This window comes from Mesorhizobium sp. M0522 (assembly GCF_040321085.1).
In the GTDB taxonomy this organism is placed as follows: Bacteria; Pseudomonadota; Alphaproteobacteria; order Rhizobiales; family Rhizobiaceae; genus Mesorhizobium.
On the sequence record NZ_JAMYQW010000009.1, the window covers coordinates 127,985 to 145,784 of the forward strand.

Sequence of the window (17,800 nt, forward strand, 5' to 3'; positions counted from 1 at the left end):
AGTCAAGGGCGGAATGCCCGGCGACAGTCAGGCTGCGAAAGGAATTGCCCATGGTCGACAGCAAGAATTCGCTCGACGTTCTGGTCGCCGGCGCCGGTTATATCGGCTTGGCCGCCGCCGTGTCGCTGAAGCAGGCGCGGCCGAGCCTCGCCGTCGCCGTCGTCGATGCAGCACCCGCCGGCGTCTGGCAGAAGGACGGCCGCGCCTCGGCGATTGCCGCCGCCGCGTGCCGCATGCTCGACCAGCTCGGCGTCTGGAACGAGATCGCGCCGGAGGCGCAGGCAATCACCGAAATGATTGTCACCGATTCGCGCACATCCGATCCGGTCCGCCCGGTGTTCCTCACCTTCGACGGCGAGGTCGCGCCCGGCGAACCCTTTGCGCATATGGTCGCCAACAAGGATTTGAACGGCGCCTTGCGCCGGCGCGCCGAACAACTCGGCATCGGCATCATCGAAGGCGTCGCCGTCAGCGCCTTCGACATCAACGGCGCCGGCATAACGGTGCATCTTGCCGACGGCGCGACGCTGAAGGCGCGGCTGCTGGTTGCCGCCGACGGCGTCAATTCGAAGCTGCGCGACATGGCCGGCATCAAGACGGTGAAATGGGAGTATGGCCAGTCCGGCATCGTCTGCACGGTGGCGCACGAGCGGCCGCACAACGGCCGCGCCGAAGAGCATTTCCTTCCCGCGGGCCCGTTTGCCACGCTGCCGCTCAAGCCGGGCAAGGACGGCACCAACCGCTCGTCGATCGTCTGGGTCGAACGGTCGCAGGATGCCGAGAAACTGGTCAGTGGCGACGCGCTGGTCCTGGAATATGAGCTCGAGCAGCGCTTTGGCCTGAAACTCGGAGAAATCCATATCGCCGACAAGCCGCGTGCCTGGCCGCTCGGGCTGATCATTGCGCGCGCCTTCGTCGCGCCGCGCATCGCCTTGGCCGGCGACGCCGCCCACGGCATCCACCCGATCGCCGGCCAGGGTCTCAATCTCGGCTTCAAGGACGTGGCGGCGCTGGCCGAAGTGGTGGTCGAGGCCGACCGGCTCGGCCAGGACATCGGCGCGCTCGACGTGCTCGAGCGCTACCAGCAATGGCGGCGTTTCGACACGGTGCAGATGGGCATCACCACCGATGTGCTGAACCGGATGTTTTCCAACGATTTCGGCCCGCTGCGCACTTTGCGCGACATCGGCCTCGGCCTTGTCGAACGCATGCCGCGGCTGAAGGGGTTCTTCATCCGCCAGGCGTCGGGTCTGTCCGGCGACACGCCGAAACTGTTGAAGGGCGAGGCGATTTAGGCTTGGCAAGTGCGCGTCACTGGCCGTTCGGTCAGTTGACCTCGAAGCCCAGCTTCTGGCGCAGCCTGAGCATTCGCTGGTCGGAAATCTGCAGGCTTTGCCCACCCGCCTCCGCCACACGGCCGACCATCTGCAGCAGATCGTTCCTTTCAGCCGCGTCGAGGCGTTCGCGCAGGAACGGCGCCAGCTTGTCGATGACGACCGTGGCGTCATCAATTTGCGAAGCCGCCCATTTGGCGTAGATCACCGCCTCATCGGTCTGCTTTTTGTCGGCAATCTCCGAAATGACCGATTGAATGGCGGCTTCGCGTTGCGGCAGGATAGGACCATTCTCGGAAACGATGGCGGTGATCAGCGTCGCGGCCGCCACGACCGGATCGTCGATCGCCGTCAGCGGCGAGAGTGCCGCCTGCTTGCGTAGCTTCTTGCGGCGCACATTGCCCTGCACGCGGCCAACGACGTCGGCAACCTCACGCGCCGCGTCGTTCATGATCTTCAGCCGGTACCACCAGAAGCCCGCTGCTCCGAGCAGGCCGATTGCTGCAATCAATATATGCATGCCCCGAAATCCCCCGATGTCGGCGACGATAGGAGAAGTATTGCTTCGCTTCAACACGCAAAAGTTGCGTCCGACGAAGAAAACGAAAGCCCATGCCAGTCGTTGGTCCCCGCCGCTCCGCGGAGGAACTTATCGAGACATCTCTATGACCCGGGCACCTTGTAGATCGCCCGCACCTCGATCGTGCCTATTTCGGCGAGCGGAATCTCGCCCGCGATCTCCAGCGCCTCGTCGAGGCTCTCGGCCTCGATCATGACGAAACCGAGCAACTGCTCCTTGGTTTCGGCGAAGGGGCCGTCGGTGACCAGCCGCTTGCCCTTGCGCCTGCGAACGGTTTTCGACGTTTTCACCGATTGCAGCGCCTGCGCGATGACTAGCATCCCGCGTTGGTCCAATGACCGGTCATGGGCCATCGAATCGGCGTCGAGCTTGGCCAGCCTCTCGGGCGTCATTGCGTAGAGATCTTTTTCTTCACCATAGACCAGGCAAACATACTTCATTTTTATCTCCATTCCTGGCTTGAAGCCGAAGACGAGGCTACGGAAATCTCCGCGGAGCCCTTGCCTGCCGCAGAATCGAGACCGGCCGCAGCATAGTCGAGAAGAGATACCGCAATCCCGATAATGGCAATCGCCGCAAGCAGTCGGCCGAAGCCGGAAGGCTGCAGGCGCGACCAGTCGGCTTGCTGTTCACCGGCCCTGTGGCTGGTGCTTGTCGGGTGAGCAGAAAACAGATTGTTCATGTGGTCCTCCATCCGGCCACCAAGTCCATGGCCGCCCGCAGGACGGCCGGGACAGATGGAAGTCGACATTTTTGCACGCGTATTTTTTCGAATTTTTTTTCGCTCGACATGATGTGTCACGCTGCCGCCGATACGAAAGCGTGGGTGGCCTTCGCTCCGGCGCGCGCTATAGTCGACTGGATGCCGATCACGGGCTCAATCACGACAATCAAGGAGGAATTGATGGACCGCACCGCCAACGCCGTTTGGAAAGGCAGTTTCAAGGAAGGCAAAGGCACGCTCGATACACAGAGCGGGACGCTGAAGGGCACGCCCTATTCCGCCAAGATGCGTTTCGAGGACGAGAGCGGCAAATCCGGCACCAACCCGGAAGAGCTGATCGCTGCCGCCCATGCCGGCTGCTACGCCATGCAGCTTTCGCATTTCCTCGCCGAGAACGGCACCCCGGCTGCCGAGCTCGACGCCAAGGCCGTGGTAACGCTGGTTCCCGGCACCGGCATCACCGGCAGCGCGATCACCCTGGTCGGCAAGGTACCGGGCATCGATGCCGCCAAGTTCAAGGAATTGGCCGAGAAGGCCAAGGCCGAATGCCCGGTCTCGAAAGCGCTCGGCGCCATCAAGGTATCGCTCGACGCCAGGCTCGGCTGAGAGAGCCACATCTAGAAAGCCCATCGGGAGCCATCGGCAGACCAGCGAAGGATATAAACGTCGGCGATCCTTCGCGCGCCCCTCTGCCCTGCCGGGCATCTCCCCCACGAGGGCCCACGAGGGGGAGATTGGCAGCTTCGCCGGTCTCGCCCTCTTTTCAGCGTTAGAGATTAGCGAAAGCCGGGATGACGTCCAATCTCCCCCCTCGTGGGGGAGATGTCCGGCAGGACAGAGGGGGGCGCTGTCGCGTCGACGTCTCGAAAATCCTTATCGTCCTTCGCCGGTCAGCGCGTCGATACGGGCGCGCAGCTCGGCAATTTCTTCCTCGAGAGCCTGCACGCGCATTTCCAGGTCCGAAACCGGCGAGGACGATTGCAAGGGCGTTGCGGCCGCTACGATCTGCGGCGGCCCGCTGAGCAGATGGACATAGCGATCCTCGCGCTGGCCTGGGCCGCGATCGATCTGCTGCACCAGCGGTGGCCGGCGGCCGATCAGCAGATCGAGATTGCCGCGAAGCTCGTCGATCGATGGCAGCCGCGCCATGCGCTCGCTTCGCGCCAGCAATTCATAGGCCGTCTGCGGGCCGCGCAGCAGCAACAGGCCGAGCAGCGCGATCTGCGCCGAGGTCAGGGAAAAGCGCTGCGCCACCACATGCTCGTAGCGCTCGACGCGCGACGCGAACACCTGCCTGACTAGGCCCTTCTGCTCGAGCTGGCCAAGCGCTCTTCTGACCTCGCCAAGTTCGACCGACATCACCGGCTCGCGCGCCGTCTTCTGGTTGGCCGCCGCATGTGCCGCATTGAGCGTCAGCGGATAGACGTCCGGCGTCAGCTCCTTCTTCTCGATAAGGCAGCCGAGCACGCGGGCTTCGATGGGAGAGAGGATGGGAAGGTCGATATCGGTCATAAGTTTGCTATCCTTTCGAACTCGGCGGGACAGCGCCCTGGACAGCGTCCCCCTCTGTCCTGCCGGACATCTCCCCCTCTAGTGGGGAGATTGGCTGTCATCACCGCTTCGCCACTTTTCAAGGCTGCAGAAAGGGCGCTGTCCTCCAAGCTGCTAATCTCCCCCCTTGAGGGGGAGATGTCCGGCAGGACAGAGGGGGGCGCGAAGGATCGCTGCGGACGAGACGATCTCGGCTGCAACTCGCCCGCCGCCTACACCCGTCGCTCCACCATCATCTTCTTGATCTCGGCGATCGCCTTGGCCGGGTTGAGCCCTTTGGGGCAAGTCTGGGCGCAGTTCATGATGGTGTGGCAGCGATAGAGCCGGAACGGGTCTTCGAGATTGTCGAGCCGCTCGCCCGTCGCCTCGTCCCTGGAATCGATCAGCCAGCGATAGGCCTGCAGCAGCGTCGCCGGGCCGAGATAGCGCTCGCCGTTCCACCAGTAGCTCGGGCAGGAGGTCGAGCAGCAGGCGCACAATATGCACTCGTAGAGCCCGTCGAGCTTTTCGCGGTCCTCATGGCTCTGCAGCCATTCCTTGGCCGGCTCGGGCGACACCGTCTTCAGCCACGGCTCGATCGAGGCGTGCTGGGCGTAGAAATTGGTGAGGTCGGGCACCAGGTCCTTGACCACAGCCATGTGCGGCAGCGGATAGACCTTGATCGCGCCGGAAATGTCGTCGCAGCCCTTGGTGCAGGCCAGCGTGTTCGACCCGTCGATGTTCATGGCGCACGAGCCGCAAATGCCTTCGCGGCAGGAGCGGCGCAGCGTCAGCGTCGGGTCGATCTTGTTCTTGATCCAGAGCAGCGCGTCGAGCACCATCGGCCCGCAATCGTCCATGTCGACGAAATACGTATCCATGCGCGGGTTCTCGTCATCGTCCGGCGACCAGCGGTAGATGCGGTATTCGCGCAGATTGGTCGCGCCCTCCGGCTTCGGCCAGGTTTTTCCGGCCATGATCTTCGAGTTTTTCGGAAGCGTGAGTTCGACCATTACCTCAGGTCCTTTCGGATGACGAGCTTCAGCCCGGACCAGATCTCGTTCACGGCGGCGACCTTGACGTCGACGAGGTCGAGCTTCAGCGCCTCTGTGCGGATAACGTCCTCGGTGACGTCGGTCGGCACTTTCGATGCCTTCTTCGGCCATGACACCCAGACCATGCCGTCCCGCTTGATCGCCGCTTCGACGTCGCCGAGACGGTCCTCGATCTCGACACGCTGCCTGGTGAAGGCGTGAACGGCATCATATTTCTCATGAACGCCAGAGATCGCCGACCAATCAGCCAGCCGGTCGACGTGGGCAAACTCGACGGCGTCTGCCAGATCGTCGAGTTCGGGCGGCAAGGCGACGAAGGCGGCAATCATCCCGTCCTTCAGGCCGAGCTTGGCCGGAAGGGGCGTGCCGGAATATCCCGCAACCGCCAGCGCCATCATCAATACACCCTGGCCTTCGGCGCGATCTTGGCCGGGTTGATGCCGCCGTCTGCTTCCTTAAGCAGTGTTTCGGTGTGCACCGGCCGGTAGGTGAGCGCCACCTCGCCGGCCTCGTTGAGCCGAGCCAGCGTATGCTTGCGCCAGTTGGCGTCGTCGCGGGCCGAAAAGTCCTCCCGCGCGTGCGCGCCGCGGCTTTCCTTGCGCGCCTCGGCGCCGTAGACGGTGGTGATGGCGTTGGCCATCAGGTTTTCCAGCTCCAGCGTCTCGACCAGGTCGGAGTTCCAGATCATCGAGCGGTCGAACACCTTGACGTCGCCGAGTTCACCCCAGATCTGCGAAATGCGCCTGCAGCCGCTTTCCAGCGATTCCTGGGTGCGGAACACCGCCGCGTCCTCCTGCATCGCCTTCTGCATCTTTTCGCGCAAAACCGCTGTCGGCGTCGAGCCGTTGGCGTGACGCAACCGGTCGAAGCGGTCCATGATCTTTTCGACGGCGGCCTCGTTGGGCGAAGGGATCGCCGATGTGCGGTCGATCACCTGGCCGGCCCGGATTGCCGCCGCACGGCCGAACACCACCAGGTCGATCAGCGAGTTGGAGCCCAGCCGGTTAGCACCGTGCACCGAGGCGCAGCCGGCTTCGCCGACCGCCATCAGCCCGGGCGACACCTGGTCCGGATTCGACGCCGTCGGGTTCAGCACCTCGCCCCAGTAATTGGTCGGCACGCCGCCCATATTGTAGTGGACCGTCGGCAGCACCGGGATCGGCTCCTTGGTCAGGTCGACGCCGGCAAAGATCTTTGCCGATTCCGAAATACCCGGAAGCCTCTCGTGCAGAACGGCCGGGTCGAGATGGTCGAGATGCAGGAAAATGTGATCCTTCTTCGGGCCGACACCGCGGCCCTCGCGGATTTCCAGCGTCATGCAGCGCGAGACCACGTCGCGCGAAGCCAGATCCTTGGCTGACGGCGCGTAGCGCTCCATGAAGCGCTCGCCCTCGGAATTGACGAGATAGCCGCCCTCGCCGCGCGCGCCCTCGGTGATCAGGCAGCCGGCGCCGTATATGCCGGTCGGGTGGAACTGCACGAACTCCATATCCTGCAGCGGCAGGCCTGCGCGTGCGGCCATGCCGCCGCCATCGCCGGTGCAGGTATGCGCCGAGGTGGCCGAGAAATAGGCGCGGCCATAGCCGCCGGTCGCCAGCACCACCATCTTGGCCGAAAAGCGGTGGATGGTGCCGTCGTCGAGGTTCCAGGCGACGACGCCGGTGCAGGTGCCGTCCGGCTCCATGATCAGGTCGAGCGCGAAATACTCGATAAAGAACTGCGCATTGTGCTTCAGCGACTGGCCGTAGAGCGTGTGCAGCATGGCGTGGCCGGTGCGGTCGGCGGCCGCACAGGTGCGCTGCACCGGCGGCCCCTCGCCGAAATTCATCATCATGCCGCCGAACGGCCGCTGGTAGATTTTCCCGTCCTCGGTGCGGCTGAAGGGAACGCCGTAGTGCTCGAGCTCGTAGACCGCCGCCGGCGCTTCGCGCACCATGTATTCTTGAGCGTCGGTGTCGCCCAGCCAATCTGAGCCTTTGACGGTGTCGAAGAGATGCCACTGCCAGTTGTCGGGCCCCATATTGGCGAGCGAGGCGGCGATGCCGCCCTGCGCCGCAACCGTATGCGAGCGCGTCGGGAACACTTTGGTGATGCAGGCGGTGCGCAGGCCCTGCTCAGCCATGCCGAGCGCGGCGCGCAGGCCGGCGCCGCCGGCGCCGACGACCACGACGTCGAATTTGTGATCGACATAGCTATAGGCGGAAGCCGTGTTGGCGTTCTTCGCGTCCTTGGCCAAAAAATCAGCCTCCAAATGCCAGTTTAAGCAGGGCGAAGACCGAAGCGACGCCGACGACTACGGGAAAGAATGTGTTGAGGGCGAGCAGCGCCAGCCTGGTGCCTTCGCCATGCACATAGTCTTCGATGATCGCCTGCATGCCGAGCCGCATGTGGTAGAGCACCGACAACAGCACCAGCGCCAGCACCAGTGCAACGAACGGATTGGCAAGTGCGGCGCGCACCTCGAGATAGCTGGCGCCGTTGAGTGCGATCAGGAAGCCGACGAAGAACAGGACCAGCGGGATGTTGGAGATCGCCGTCAGCCGCTGGCGCCAGAAATGGCCGGTGCCCTCGCGGGCGGAACCGAGGCCGCGGACCTTGGCCAGCGGCGTGCGCATGTCGGGGTTCTTGCCGTTCATGTCAGGCTCCCCGCGCCATGTAGCCGGCAATCCAGATCAGCAGCGTCAGCGTGACCGAGCCGGCCAGCGTCGCCCAGGCGATCCTCGATGCCGTATGCTTTTCCAGCCCTGCCCCAGTGTCCCAGATAAGATGGCGCACACCGCCCAGCATGTGGTGCATCAGCGCCCAGCTGTAGCCGAACAGCACCAGCCGTCCCAGCCACGAGCCGAAGGCCCAGTTGACGGCATTGAAGGTCGCCTCCGAGCTCGCCGCCGCCATCAGCCACAGCGCGACCAGCAGCGTGCCGAAATAGAGCGCCCCGCCGGTGATGCGGTGGACGATCGACATCGTCATGGTGATCGGCGGCCGATAGACGGTCAGATGCGGCGAAAGCGGCCGTTCACGTCTGGCAAATTCGCGGGTGGCTGGTGATTTGCTCATGGCTCCCCCAGTTCGGCGTCTCTGGAGCCTCAGGTGGGAATGCGGCATTACCGCTTCCGGTTGCGACTTCGGACAGCCGGTTTCTAATGCTCTTTTTGCACCGCGTCAAAGCCGGAAAACCGTTTCGAAAACGTAATTTAGTCTGATGAAAGCAAGGCTTTCATCTTCAATCGATTAGGGCTGTCGCCTTGCGCCGGCACAATGTCGCCGCACTGCAAAATATGGCTGGCGCAAGGGGCGGATCAGCGCTTGCAGGCCAGCGGTGATGCACCGCCCTTCATCACCAGCGCCTCACGCCCATCGATCACGATTGCGTCATGCGCCTCGCCGTAACGGCTGGTCTGATTGGCCGGTGACGCCGGCAGCTCGGCGCTGGCGCCGTTCTGGCCGAGGACCCGCACCGACGTGCCGAGATTCTCGATGGTCATCACGCTACCGTCGGCGCAGTTGTAAGTAGCTGTGCGCGGCTGCGGTGCCGTCGGTTCGCTAGCGGCGGGAGCAAGCGACACGGAAGCGGCGGCCGTGTTGCCGAGCTTGGGCGCGCTGGTCTGCGGCGCGCAGGCGGCTGCAGCCAGCAGCGGCGGAATGGCCAGCGCCATCCGAAACGTGCGGCGTAATCTCATTTGCTGCTTTCCCCACCGCGTATCGAGCCCGCCGCGATGCTCCGGCAAGCCACCGGATTTCATGCTTTTTGAGTCGCGCCCGATGCTGGGGATGGTGGGAACAAGGCATGGCCGAATGATGGCCGGTGGGCGATCGAGTATTAACCATATTTTCCGAGACCTCGCCCCTGCTGCGGTTGCCCTCTTAACAAAGGTTAATAAAAGGTTAATTTCTGATTCGAGGAGGCTTGCCTCTCAGCAATGGAGTAGCACGCCATGCATTCGAATTCAGCAGGATCGCGCCTTCCCTGGTTCCTATTGGCGGCGCTCGCCGTCGGCGTCGTCGCACCGGCATTCGCCGGGACGCGCCATCATGACCGCGTCTATGCCGATTCCTTCGGCAATCTCGTCATCGACAGCGCCGCCGGCTACAAGCGTATCCTCGTTGGCGAGGGCAAGCTGGCCAAGGAATTGTCCGACTACACCAGCGCCGGCCAGCCCGACGTGATCTACGAAAACGAATCGGACGATGTCCGCGGCGGCGACTGCTATAGGCCGCCGGTTTTCGTCAAGGGCCGCAGCTATATGTACGGCCTCTCCGACGGCGAAATGCCGGAGCTCAGCCCCTGCCGCTGACGGCCACGCCGCCCTTGGTTGACGGCGCCGGCAGGGCAACAGCCGGCCCCGCCGAGACACGCACGCAATCGCGACCGCTGCCCTTCGCCTGATAGAGCGCTTTGTCGGCGCGCCGCAGCAGGTCGGAAAAGCTTTCGCCCGGACCAAGCTCGGCAACGCCGAAGCTGGCGCTGCAGCGGTGATCCGCGGGCAGGCAGTCGATCGGCGTGGCACCGAAGGCGCTACGCGTGCCCTCGGCAAAGAGCCGGGCGGCGGCTAGATTGGTCCCCGGCAGGAAAATAGCGAATTCCTCGCCGCCGATGCGGCCGGCGACATGATGGTCGGCCGCGGCATCGCGGAGAAAACCGGCAAAGGTCTCGATGACCCGATCGCCCGACGCGTGGCCGTAAGTATCGTTGATGCGCTTGAAATGGTCGAGATCGGCAATGACCAGTGCCGCCGGAACGGCGCGCCGCATGGCGTCACGCAGTGCGATCTCGGCATGGCGCTCGAAGCCGCCACGGTTGAGCAGCCGCGAAAGCGTGTCGGTTTCCGATTTCGACGTCGCCTCGGCGAGCACGTCGCGGACCAGGATAGCCAATGTCACCAGCGCAAGCGCCAGGCCGAACACGGTGCCGACCGACTGCGACACCAACGCATAGCTGGTCTGCGCATAAGATTGCGGGTTGGCGCCCCAGCCACCAAGCGCATGGGCGATGAAGGGTTTGCTGGCGAACTGCAAGGTGCTGGCCGCCAGGACAGCCATCAGCATATAGTCGAGCCGCTCGCGTCTTTGCCTGGACGACAAGACGATCGCCAGCCCGGTGAACTGCATGGCCGCATAGGGAAGCTGGTAAGCCGCCATTCGCACAAAGGATTGGCGTGGCAGGTCCTGCACGAAGTAGACCGCGAGGGTGGCGAAGACCAGGAAGAACAGCATCGGCGGCCAAGGCGGCGAAACGCGGTATTTATGGGCAAGCCCGCCATTGAAGGCGACGGTAGCGCCAAGGAAGGCGGCAAAGGCGGCGACAACCACGGGGCGCGCATTGTCGAAGGCAGGAATGCTGAACTCGATCGCGAAATAAGCCGTGCCGAGCACATAGCCGAACGCCAGCCAGCGTGCCGACACCCGGCCGGCGTCATAGACCGCGATCGTCATGAAGGCCGCCGCCAGCAGCCCGGCAACGAACAGGTTGATCATCAGGATGAAATTAGCGCTGCCCATGGCGTTTTGGCACTCCCCCCGAACAGCAAATCACCAACGCGCGAAAAAGATGTTAATTCGAAGCCGCCGCTGACGCTCAGCCAGCACTGGTCCGATTGGGAAGGACGACCGTTTCAGGCCGCTGATAGGACAGGTATACGCTGTCGCGGCCACTCCTTTTGGCTTTGTAGAGCGCTTCGTCGGCGCGGCGCATCAGCGGGTCCAGCCCTTCGTCGCTGGTGCGGGCGGCCACGCCGAAGCTCGCGGTCACTCTTGTGTCGGGCGGAAGTCCGTCGATTCTGCCCGCCGAATAGACCGTGCGAATGGCTTCGGCAAACAGTCTTGCCGCGCCAAGGTCGCTGAGCGGCAACAGCACGGCGAACTCTTCGCCGCCGATACGGCCGGCAACGCCGCGCGTACCTGCAGCCGACAAAAGCTTGGCAGCGAAGTCGGCGATGACGCGATCGCCGGCCGCGTGGCCATGCTGATCGTTGAGCGCCTTGAAATGATCGAGATCGGCAAGCACCAGCGCAACCGGCAATTGCGTCGTGGCACAGTGCTGCAGGACAAGCACGGCGCGCTCCTCGAAGCCGCGGCGGTTGAGCAGGCCCGACAGCGGGTCTGTCAGGGTTTCGGTCTTCAGGGCCTTCATCACATCGAGCGCGGCGGCGCCGAACAGGCAAAGCGCAATAAGCAGCGACAGCAATGCATGCGACAGCAGAGCCGTCGTCCAGTAGGACGAGGAGTAAAGCCCTTCATAGCTGGTGAACGGCCCATGCGCGATGACAACGGCAAGCGTCCGCGCCAGGAAGTTCAGGCCGGAAAGCAGCGACAGCACGAACAGGATCATTTCTGTCGGGCCGTTGTTGCGCACCACGCGCAACTCGGCGGCGACAACCAGGCTGATGCCGCCGAAGCTGAAATTGATGGCAAGGATACGCCAGGTGAGATCCGGCCGGGCAAAAAGAAACCACGAGAACGCGGCCAGGCCGCCGCAGGCCAGAATGCCGACCGCCGGGTAAGGCACGCGCCGCCCATAGCGCGCAATGACCGCGCCGGCGAGACAGCAGGTGGCGAAGGTGAAGCACAGGATCGAGATGAGCTTGGTCGGTGCCATGCCGACCGGCAGCGTGAAATACTGGAGCAGGAAGCCTGCGGCCGAGGCCGAGTAGCCCGCCGCCAGCACAGCCAGATAGGAACGGTGGCGCTGATAGAACCATAGCACGAGAAATGCCGCGCCGAGTGTGAGGGCGATGCCTGGATTGAGCAGCGCTATGAGCAGGTCGGTGTCCAAGCGCTGTAGTTTCCCCTCGCTTCCCCTTGGAGGACCTTAGAGCGGAAGCCCAAACAAGCGGTTAAGCGAAAGCGAATATACGACAGGTGCGTCGATAAAGCCGCTGGGCGGAACCGCGAACGGCGAGCGGCGTTTCACGACGGCAACCAGGAGACGCTCCGATGGCCGACACGATCATGCTGACCGATCACGATGCAATTCGCTCATGGGCCGCGGCACGCGCCGGCTTTCCGGCGATCGTCGACGTGTCGCCCGAAGCCGGAACGCAGCCCATGCTGAGGCTGGTCTTCGGCCAGCATGCCTACCAGGACCAGGATGAGGCCGAACGCCCGGTCAATGCCGGCGGCTACGAACTGGTCGAATGGGACGAATGGTTCAAACTCTTCGACGAGCGCCAACTGGCGCTGGTCGTCGCAAAGGACCAACCCGGCCGCCGCGAGGGATTCCACGAATTCGTCAGGCGGCCCGACTGAAGAATGCCCGAACCGCATTGCGGTTCGGGCTCCTCATATCCGACTGCGCGCGCCTGCCCTATTTCCACTCGCGGATGTCGACGAAATGGCCGGCGATCGCCGCCGCCGCGGCCATTGCCGGCGACACCAGATGCGTCCGGCCCTTGAAGCCTTGGCGCCCCTCGAAATTGCGATTCGAGGTCGAGGCGCAGCGCTCATGCGGCTTCAGCCGGTCGTCGTTCATGGCAAGGCACATCGAGCAGCCCGGCTCACGCCAGTCAAAGCCGGCGGCGACAAAGATCTTGTCGAGGCCTTCGGCCTCTGCCTGTTCCTTGACCAGGCCGGAGCCCGGCACGATCATCGCACTGACCCGCGGATTGACCTTCTTGCCCTCGATCACCTTGGCGGCGGCGCGCAGATCCTCGATGCGGCCATTGGTGCAGGAGCCGATGAAGACGCGATCGAGTTCGATATCGGTGATCTTGGTGCCCGGCTTCAGGCCCATATAGTCGAGTGCGCGCTGCTTGGAGGTGCGCTTGTTCTCATCAGTGATGTCGTCCGGGTTCGGCACGATGCCTTGCACCGAGACCACGTCCTCGGGCGAGGAGCCCCAGGAGACGATCGGCGGCAGCTTTGCCGCGTCGAGCACGACCACCTTGTCGAAATGCGCGCCTTCGTCGGACTGCAGCGTCTTCCAGTAGGCGAGCGCGGCGTCCCAGGCTTCGCCCTTGGGGGCGCGCGGCTTGTCCTTGACATAGGCGAAGGTGGTCTCGTCGGGCGCGATCAGGCCGGCGCGCGCGCCGGCTTCGATCGACATGTTGCAGATCGTCATGCGGCCTTCCATCGACAGCGCACGGATTGCCTCGCCGGCATATTCGATGACATAGCCGGTGCCGCCGGCCGTGCCGATCTCGCCGATAATGGCGAGGATGATGTCCTTGGCGGTGACGCCTTCCGGCAGTGCGCCGTCGACGCGCACCAGCATGTTCTTGGCCTTGCGCTGGATCAGCGTCTGCGTCGCCAGCACATGCTCGACTTCAGAGGTGCCGATGCCATGCGCCAGCGCCCCGAACGCGCCATGCGTCGAGGTGTGGCTGTCGCCGCAGACGATGGTCATGCCGGGCAGCGTAAAGCCTTGCTCCGGCCCGATGATGTGGACGATGCCCTGGCGGATATCCTTCTCGGAATAATATTCGACGCCGAAATCCTTGGCGTTTTTGGCCAGCGCTTCGACCTGGATGCGGCTTTCCTCGTTCTTGATGCCGAACTTTCGCTCCGGCGAAGTCGACACATTGTGGTCGACCACGGCCAGCGTCTTTTCCGGATGCCGAACCTTGCGGCCGGTTATGCGCAGGCCTTCGAAAGCCTGCGGGCTGGTGACTTCGTGGACCAGATGGCGGTCGATATAGAGCAGGCAGGTGCCGTCGTCCTGGCGGTCGACAACATGGTCGTCGAAAATCTTGTCGTAGAGGGTGCGCGGTGCGCTCATTTGCGTAAATCCGTCGATTTAAAAAGGGAAAACGACGCCGGGGACCGGCGAAACAACCTGGCGAGTCTGCCCTAGCTAAGTCGGCTGGTCAGCGCCCCGCAGACGCGCGCGGAAAATCGCGACGGCAGGCGTTTCCTGTCCTGCAGCACGAAACCTTTATAGGCCGGATCGCCAAAAAGCTCTTCCATGGCGCTGCTCATATCAATGTTTTGGCTTTTCGGCAATTGGCGGGTTGTGGCGCGGCTTCCCCTTCTCCCCTTGTGGGAGAAGGTGTCGCCGAAGGCGACGGATGAGGGGTGCTCCAGGGAACGCCAACGCCTCATTCCGTCCAACACCCCTCATCCGTCTCGGCGCTGCGCGCCGATCCACCTTCTCCCACAAGGGGAGAAGGAAGAAGGCGCCACTCAAACCACCTCGAACACGAAGGTCTTCACCAGCGCGTCGGGCTCGGCGATTGCGTAGCAGCGAAACCACGGGCTCTCCTCGACCGGCCGCCATTTTTTCGCCTGCTCCAGTTCGCCAAACACGGCCTTGAACCCGCCGCTTTCAAACACCTGATCGCGAACCGTGAAGATGGCGTGGCCGCCCGTCCTGGTGATGCGTACCAGTTCATGCAGGCCCGACGCCGGTGCGTGGCTGATGGTGAACACGCCGGTCGAGAAAAAGGCGCGGAAATACCCGTCCGCCCAAGGCAATGGCCCGCCGAGCATCGCCTGTTTCAGCTCGCTGTAGGCCTGCCGGCTGCCGGCGATTTTCAGCATGTCCTGCGACAGGTCGAGCCCGGCAATATCGTGGTAGCCGAGCGCCTTGAGCGACGGCCCCGACAGGCCGGTGCCGCAACCGGCGTCGAGCAGCGGCCCTTCGCCCGGCGGCGCATGGCGCGCCACCCAGGCGGTTATCAGGAACGGCAGGAGATAGCCGAGCGCCGCGGTTTCGCCGTCATAGGTCGCGGCCCATTGCGCATAGGCCTTGGCGAGCGTCTCAGGCGTGTCGGCCGTATAGACCGCTTCCAGCGCCGCATTGGCCTTGTCGATGATCATGGGTCCTCCCCGGTCGCGTCCGCTCGATGGTAGCGCCGTTTTCGCCTGCCTTCTATTCCCCATGCTGGTTGCGGAGCCGCTTCTCCAGCGCCCGCAAGGCCAACGACAGGCCGACGGTCAGGATGAGATAGATATAGGCGACGATCGAATAGGTTTCGAAGAAGCGGAACGAGCCGGCGGCGTAGATCTTGCCCATCTGGGTGATGTCGGCGACGCCGAGCACCGAGACCAGCGAGGAATCCTTGACCATGGCGACGAAATCATTGCCGAGCGGCGGCAGGATGGTGCGGATCGCCTGCGGAAAGATGACCAGCCGGAAGCGCTGGGTGCGCGTCAGCCCGAGCGCCTTGGCCGCCTCGATCTGCCCCTTCTCGACCGCCTGGATACCGGCGCGGAACACCTCCGAGATGAAGGCGGAATAGCCGATGGTCAGCGCCATGACGGCGCGCCAAAGCAACGACACGTCGCGTACCAGCAGCTCACCGAAGAGGCCGGCGCTTTGCAGCGGCGCCGTCAGCGCGTTCCATGCCGCGACGAAGGCCGGCACCCCGGCAAAGGCGATCCAGAACAACAGCACCAGCATCGGCACGCCGCGGATGATCTCGACGTAGAAGCGGCCGATCTGGCTGAGCCAGCGTGAGCCCGACAGGCCCATCAGCGCGACGCCGAGGCCGATCGCGCAAGCCAGCGCGAAGGCGACCACCGTGACGAAGATGGTGACGCCGATGCCCTTGGCGACGGTTGCGAAGACCTGGGCATAGAGGTCGCTGGCAGCGATGAAGATGGCGGCGGCCAAGGCGATCGCCACGGCCACGGCAAGCCACCACGGGAAGTCGGATTTGGCTGAGGCGGGAGGCGCCGACGGCATCAAGCGGTACCGATAACAGAGTCACGAAGGCAGCGTTCTGTCACACCCCCCTCTGGCCTGCCGGCGATCTCCCCCTCCAGGGGGGAGATCGGCAGCTTTGACCTCGCGGCCCGTTCTGCAACACTGAAAATTGGCGAAAGCCGATGCGAAATCCGATCTCCCCCCTTGAGGGGGAGATGTCCGGCAGGACAGAGGGGGGTGTACGAGCGCAGAGTCAGCGCAAGTTCCCGCGCACAATCGTCATGAAATGCGCGCAACAAGCGGGCCTACTGCCCCATCTTGTAGTCGAGGAACCACTTCTTGTTGAGCGCGTCGAGCGTACCGTCGGCCTTGAGCGCGGCGATTGCCGCGTTGACCGGCTTCACCAGGTCGGAGCCCTTGGGGAAGATGAAACCGAAATCCTCGGTGCCGAGTGGGCCGCCGATCAGCTTCAGCCCGCCATTGGACGCATCGACATAGCCCTTGCCGGCAGTGCCGTCGGTGAGCACGACGTCGACGTCGCCGGCCTTCAGCGCCTGCACCGTCGCGCCGAATGTCTCGAACAGCTTGATGCGCGGGTTCTGCTCGTTGCCGTCGAGCACGCTGTAGACGGCGGTGTAGAAGGGCGTCGTGCCGGCCTGCGCGCCGATCAGCCCGTCCTTGAAGGCGGCGAACGTCTTTGCATCGGTGAAGCGCTTCTCGTCGCCGCGCACCAGCATGAACTGTTCCGAGCGCATATACGGATCGGAGAAATCGACCTTCTGCTTGCGGTCGTCCTTGATGGTGATGCCGGTCATGCCGATGTTGTACTGGTTGTCGGAAACCGCCTGGATCATCGCGTCCCAGGAGGTATTCTGGTACTCGACCTTGAAATTCAGCCGCTTGGCGATCTCGTTCATCGCGTCATATTCCCAACCGATCTGCTTGCCGGTCTTGGCATCGATGAACTGCAGCGGCGGATAGGCGTTTTCGGTCACCACCACCACTTTCTTGCCGCCGAGGTCGGGCAGCGCCTGCGCCAGAGCCGCGACAGGCACGAGAAGGCAAGCCAGCAGGCCGGCCAGCAGCAGTTTCGAATTGATCATGACGATGCTCCCCAGGAACTGAACCGCCTCGATCGGCCGAGGCATGCAGGAAATCCGGCGCCGACTTTAGCTTTCCGCCGGCGCCTTGCAAGCCGCTCCGATGCGGCGTTCGGCACGAAAATGGATTTCAATGCTTTCAACGGCGGCATTACGGAACGATCCGTATCGATTGCCGCCGATGCAGCCCGGCAAAATAGAATCCGCCTCGCGAAACAAAAAGGCGGCCGAAGCCGCCTTTCCGAAAATACGTTCTTGAAGAGCCTTATTCGGCGGCAGCTGCTTCCGCGGCCTTGGCGGCCTCGTCGGCGGCCTTCTTCTCGGCGGCGTCCTGCGCGGCCTTCTCGGCGGCCAGCGCCTGGGCGGCGGCCACTTTCTCGGCCTCGATGCGCGCCTTCTCGGCGTTCAGCGCATCGCGCTCTTCGTCGTTGAGCTTGCGGGCGCGCACGCCGGTGTTTTCCGAAATGCGGGCCGATTTGCCGCGACGGTCTCGCAAATAGTACAGCTTGGCGCGACGCACCTTGCCGCGGCGCACGATCTCGACGCCCTCGACCATCGGCGAATAGACCGGGAACACCCGCTCCACGCCTTCGCCGTAGGAGATCTTGCGGACGGTGAAGTTTTCCTGGAAGCCGGCGCCGGCGCGGGCGATGACGACGCCCTCATAGGCCTGGACGCGGGTGCGGGTGCCTTCGGTCACACGGACCTGGACGCGCACGGTATCGCCGGGCTGGAATTCGGGGAGCTTGCGCTTGGCTTCGATCTTGGCGGCCTGCTCGGCCTCGAGCTGACGGAGGATGTCCATCTCAAAAATCCACTTCTTGTTCTTCCGACAGTCAGAGCGCCCGACACTCGCCTTGCAGTCGCATCGACCGCTCGGCTATGCCCTTCGTTC

At 63.7% G+C, this 17,800-nt stretch carries 21 protein-coding genes; 4 read left to right on the forward strand and 17 right to left on the reverse strand.

Annotation, left to right across the window (positions count from 1 at the left end):
• The first annotated feature begins 50 nt into the window (after positions 1-50).
• Positions 51-1,295, forward strand: a complete 1,245-nt coding sequence (locus tag NKI58_RS13495) for a ubiquinone biosynthesis hydroxylase (RefSeq protein WP_352593791.1) — start codon at positions 51-53, stop codon at positions 1,293-1,295.
• Between the two features lie 31 nt (positions 1,296-1,326).
• Here NKI58_RS13495 and NKI58_RS13500 read toward each other — a convergent pair whose 3' ends face one another.
• From NKI58_RS13500 to NKI58_RS13510, 3 genes are all read right to left on the reverse strand, one after another.
• On the reverse strand, positions 1,327-1,854 hold the full coding sequence (locus NKI58_RS13500) for a hypothetical protein (RefSeq protein WP_352578116.1): 528 nt from the start codon (positions 1,852-1,854) through the stop codon (positions 1,327-1,329).
• Between the two features lie 143 nt (positions 1,855-1,997).
• The gene (locus NKI58_RS13505; RefSeq protein WP_352593790.1) at positions 1,998-2,354 is read right to left on the reverse strand and encodes a YciI family protein; all 357 of its coding nucleotides are present in this window, start codon (positions 2,352-2,354) and stop codon (positions 1,998-2,000) included.
• A 2-nt stretch (positions 2,355-2,356) separates the two neighbouring features.
• Positions 2,357-2,716, reverse strand: a complete 360-nt coding sequence (locus tag NKI58_RS13510) for a hypothetical protein (protein WP_352593789.1) — start codon at positions 2,714-2,716, stop codon at positions 2,357-2,359.
• A gap of 102 nt (positions 2,717-2,818) precedes the next feature.
• Between NKI58_RS13510 and NKI58_RS13515 the strand changes: the two genes are divergently transcribed.
• The gene (locus NKI58_RS13515; protein WP_031212702.1) at positions 2,819-3,244 is read left to right on the forward strand and encodes an OsmC family protein; all 426 of its coding nucleotides are present in this window, start codon (positions 2,819-2,821) and stop codon (positions 3,242-3,244) included.
• Positions 3,245-3,511: 267 nt separating this feature from the next.
• On the opposite strand, the gene NKI58_RS13520 is transcribed toward NKI58_RS13515, so the two are convergent.
• The 7 genes from NKI58_RS13520 to NKI58_RS13550 form a co-directional block, all read right to left on the reverse strand.
• Positions 3,512-4,150, reverse strand: a complete 639-nt coding sequence (locus tag NKI58_RS13520; RefSeq protein WP_352593788.1) for a YceH family protein — start codon at positions 4,148-4,150, stop codon at positions 3,512-3,514.
• Positions 4,151-4,401: 251 nt separating this feature from the next.
• The gene (locus NKI58_RS13525) at positions 4,402-5,181 is read right to left on the reverse strand and encodes a succinate dehydrogenase iron-sulfur subunit (protein WP_292663232.1); all 780 of its coding nucleotides are present in this window, start codon (positions 5,179-5,181) and stop codon (positions 4,402-4,404) included.
• Complete coding sequence (locus NKI58_RS13530) at positions 5,181-5,618, reverse strand: DUF3052 family protein (RefSeq protein WP_031212704.1); 438 nt, start codon at positions 5,616-5,618, stop codon at positions 5,181-5,183. Before NKI58_RS13530 ends, NKI58_RS13525 begins: the two co-directional genes overlap by 1 nt.
• A gap of 2 nt (positions 5,619-5,620) precedes the next feature.
• Entirely contained in the window at positions 5,621-7,459 is a 1,839-nt protein-coding gene (gene sdhA, locus NKI58_RS13535; protein WP_023679766.1) for a succinate dehydrogenase flavoprotein subunit, read from the reverse strand.
• A 4-nt stretch (positions 7,460-7,463) separates the two neighbouring features.
• Positions 7,464-7,859: a succinate dehydrogenase, hydrophobic membrane anchor protein gene (gene sdhD, locus NKI58_RS13540; protein ID WP_023679767.1), complete on the reverse strand. Its 396-nt coding sequence runs from the start codon at positions 7,857-7,859 to the stop codon at positions 7,464-7,466.
• Position 7,860: 1 nt separating this feature from the next.
• Positions 7,861-8,280, reverse strand: a complete 420-nt coding sequence (gene sdhC, locus NKI58_RS13545; protein ID WP_292663224.1) for a succinate dehydrogenase, cytochrome b556 subunit — start codon at positions 8,278-8,280, stop codon at positions 7,861-7,863.
• Between the two features lie 242 nt (positions 8,281-8,522).
• The gene (locus tag NKI58_RS13550) at positions 8,523-8,903 is read right to left on the reverse strand and encodes a hypothetical protein (protein ID WP_352450157.1); all 381 of its coding nucleotides are present in this window, start codon (positions 8,901-8,903) and stop codon (positions 8,523-8,525) included.
• 255 nt (positions 8,904-9,158) lie between these two features.
• On the opposite strand from NKI58_RS13550, the gene NKI58_RS13555 reads away from it, so the two are divergent.
• Positions 9,159-9,518 (forward strand): hypothetical protein, encoded by a 360-nt coding sequence (locus NKI58_RS13555; protein ID WP_352450158.1) that lies wholly within the window; start codon positions 9,159-9,161, stop codon positions 9,516-9,518.
• On the opposite strand, the gene NKI58_RS13560 is transcribed toward NKI58_RS13555, so the two are convergent.
• Both NKI58_RS13560 and NKI58_RS13565 read right to left on the reverse strand, forming a co-directional pair.
• Positions 9,502-10,722, reverse strand: a complete 1,221-nt coding sequence (locus tag NKI58_RS13560; RefSeq protein ID WP_352782860.1) for a GGDEF domain-containing protein — start codon at positions 10,720-10,722, stop codon at positions 9,502-9,504. The genes NKI58_RS13555 and NKI58_RS13560 overlap by 17 nt on opposite strands.
• A gap of 76 nt (positions 10,723-10,798) precedes the next feature.
• On the reverse strand, positions 10,799-11,995 hold the full coding sequence (locus NKI58_RS13565; RefSeq protein WP_352782857.1) for a GGDEF domain-containing protein: 1,197 nt from the start codon (positions 11,993-11,995) through the stop codon (positions 10,799-10,801).
• 161 nt (positions 11,996-12,156) lie between these two features.
• On the opposite strand from NKI58_RS13565, the gene NKI58_RS13570 reads away from it, so the two are divergent.
• Positions 12,157-12,468 (forward strand): hypothetical protein, encoded by a 312-nt coding sequence (locus NKI58_RS13570; protein ID WP_023679773.1) that lies wholly within the window; start codon positions 12,157-12,159, stop codon positions 12,466-12,468.
• 58 nt (positions 12,469-12,526) lie between these two features.
• Here the strand turns inward: NKI58_RS13570 and leuC are convergent, their stop codons facing one another.
• The 5 genes from leuC to rplS all read right to left on the reverse strand — a co-directional run bounded on the left by leuC (position 12,527) and on the right by rplS (position 17,710).
• Positions 12,527-13,936: a 3-isopropylmalate dehydratase large subunit gene (leuC, locus tag NKI58_RS13575; protein ID WP_023679774.1), complete on the reverse strand. Its 1,410-nt coding sequence runs from the start codon at positions 13,934-13,936 to the stop codon at positions 12,527-12,529.
• A 404-nt stretch (positions 13,937-14,340) separates the two neighbouring features.
• Positions 14,341-14,976 carry a class I SAM-dependent DNA methyltransferase gene (locus NKI58_RS13580; RefSeq protein WP_352782853.1) on the reverse strand — a complete coding sequence of 212 codons (636 nt, stop codon included), beginning with the start codon at positions 14,974-14,976 and terminating at the stop codon, positions 14,341-14,343.
• Positions 14,977-15,028: 52 nt separating this feature from the next.
• Positions 15,029-15,844, reverse strand: a complete 816-nt coding sequence (locus tag NKI58_RS13585) for an amino acid ABC transporter permease (protein ID WP_352782850.1) — start codon at positions 15,842-15,844, stop codon at positions 15,029-15,031.
• A 266-nt stretch (positions 15,845-16,110) separates the two neighbouring features.
• On the reverse strand, positions 16,111-16,908 hold the full coding sequence (locus tag NKI58_RS13590) for a transporter substrate-binding domain-containing protein (RefSeq protein ID WP_031212709.1): 798 nt from the start codon (positions 16,906-16,908) through the stop codon (positions 16,111-16,113).
• Between the two features lie 262 nt (positions 16,909-17,170).
• Positions 17,171-17,710 carry a 50S ribosomal protein L19 gene (gene rplS / locus NKI58_RS13595; RefSeq protein ID WP_254817835.1) on the reverse strand — a complete coding sequence of 180 codons (540 nt, stop codon included), beginning with the start codon at positions 17,708-17,710 and terminating at the stop codon, positions 17,171-17,173.
• Between the last annotated feature and the right edge of the window lie 90 nt (positions 17,711-17,800).

What these genes read in the sequence shown, in the direction of transcription:
- NKI58_RS13570 (WP_023679773.1), top strand. Translation starts at nt 12,157, where the DNA reads ATGGCCGACACGATCATGCTGACCGATCACGATGCAATTCGCTCATGG.
- NKI58_RS13495 (WP_352593791.1), top strand. Translation starts at nt 51, where the DNA reads ATGGTCGACAGCAAGAATTCGCTCGACGTTCTGGTCGCCGGCGCCGGT.
- NKI58_RS13520 (WP_352593788.1), bottom strand. Translation starts at nt 4,150, where the DNA reads ATGACCGATATCGACCTTCCCATCCTCTCTCCCATCGAAGCCCGCGTG.
- leuC (WP_023679774.1), bottom strand. Translation starts at nt 13,936, where the DNA reads ATGAGCGCACCGCGCACCCTCTACGACAAGATTTTCGACGACCATGTT.
- NKI58_RS13500 (WP_352578116.1), bottom strand. Translation starts at nt 1,854, where the DNA reads ATGCATATATTGATTGCAGCAATCGGCCTGCTCGGAGCAGCGGGCTTC.
- NKI58_RS13585 (WP_352782850.1), bottom strand. Translation starts at nt 15,844, where the DNA reads ATGCCGTCGGCGCCTCCCGCCTCAGCCAAATCCGACTTCCCGTGGTGG.
- NKI58_RS13550 (WP_352450157.1), bottom strand. Translation starts at nt 8,903, where the DNA reads ATGAGATTACGCCGCACGTTTCGGATGGCGCTGGCCATTCCGCCGCTG.
- NKI58_RS13515 (WP_031212702.1), top strand. Translation starts at nt 2,819, where the DNA reads ATGGACCGCACCGCCAACGCCGTTTGGAAAGGCAGTTTCAAGGAAGGC.
- NKI58_RS13560 (WP_352782860.1), bottom strand. Translation starts at nt 10,722, where the DNA reads ATGGGCAGCGCTAATTTCATCCTGATGATCAACCTGTTCGTTGCCGGG.
- NKI58_RS13530 (WP_031212704.1), bottom strand. Translation starts at nt 5,618, where the DNA reads ATGGCGCTGGCGGTTGCGGGATATTCCGGCACGCCCCTTCCGGCCAAG.
- NKI58_RS13555 (WP_352450158.1), top strand. Translation starts at nt 9,159, where the DNA reads ATGCATTCGAATTCAGCAGGATCGCGCCTTCCCTGGTTCCTATTGGCG.
- NKI58_RS13580 (WP_352782853.1), bottom strand. Translation starts at nt 14,976, where the DNA reads ATGATCATCGACAAGGCCAATGCGGCGCTGGAAGCGGTCTATACGGCC.
- sdhD (WP_023679767.1), bottom strand. Translation starts at nt 7,859, where the DNA reads ATGAACGGCAAGAACCCCGACATGCGCACGCCGCTGGCCAAGGTCCGC.
- sdhC (WP_292663224.1), bottom strand. Translation starts at nt 8,280, where the DNA reads ATGAGCAAATCACCAGCCACCCGCGAATTTGCCAGACGTGAACGGCCG.
- NKI58_RS13525 (WP_292663232.1), bottom strand. Translation starts at nt 5,181, where the DNA reads ATGGTCGAACTCACGCTTCCGAAAAACTCGAAGATCATGGCCGGAAAA.
- rplS (WP_254817835.1), bottom strand. Translation starts at nt 17,710, where the DNA reads ATGGACATCCTCCGTCAGCTCGAGGCCGAGCAGGCCGCCAAGATCGAA.
- NKI58_RS13590 (WP_031212709.1), bottom strand. Translation starts at nt 16,908, where the DNA reads ATGATCAATTCGAAACTGCTGCTGGCCGGCCTGCTGGCTTGCCTTCTC.
- NKI58_RS13505 (WP_352593790.1), bottom strand. Translation starts at nt 2,354, where the DNA reads ATGAAGTATGTTTGCCTGGTCTATGGTGAAGAAAAAGATCTCTACGCA.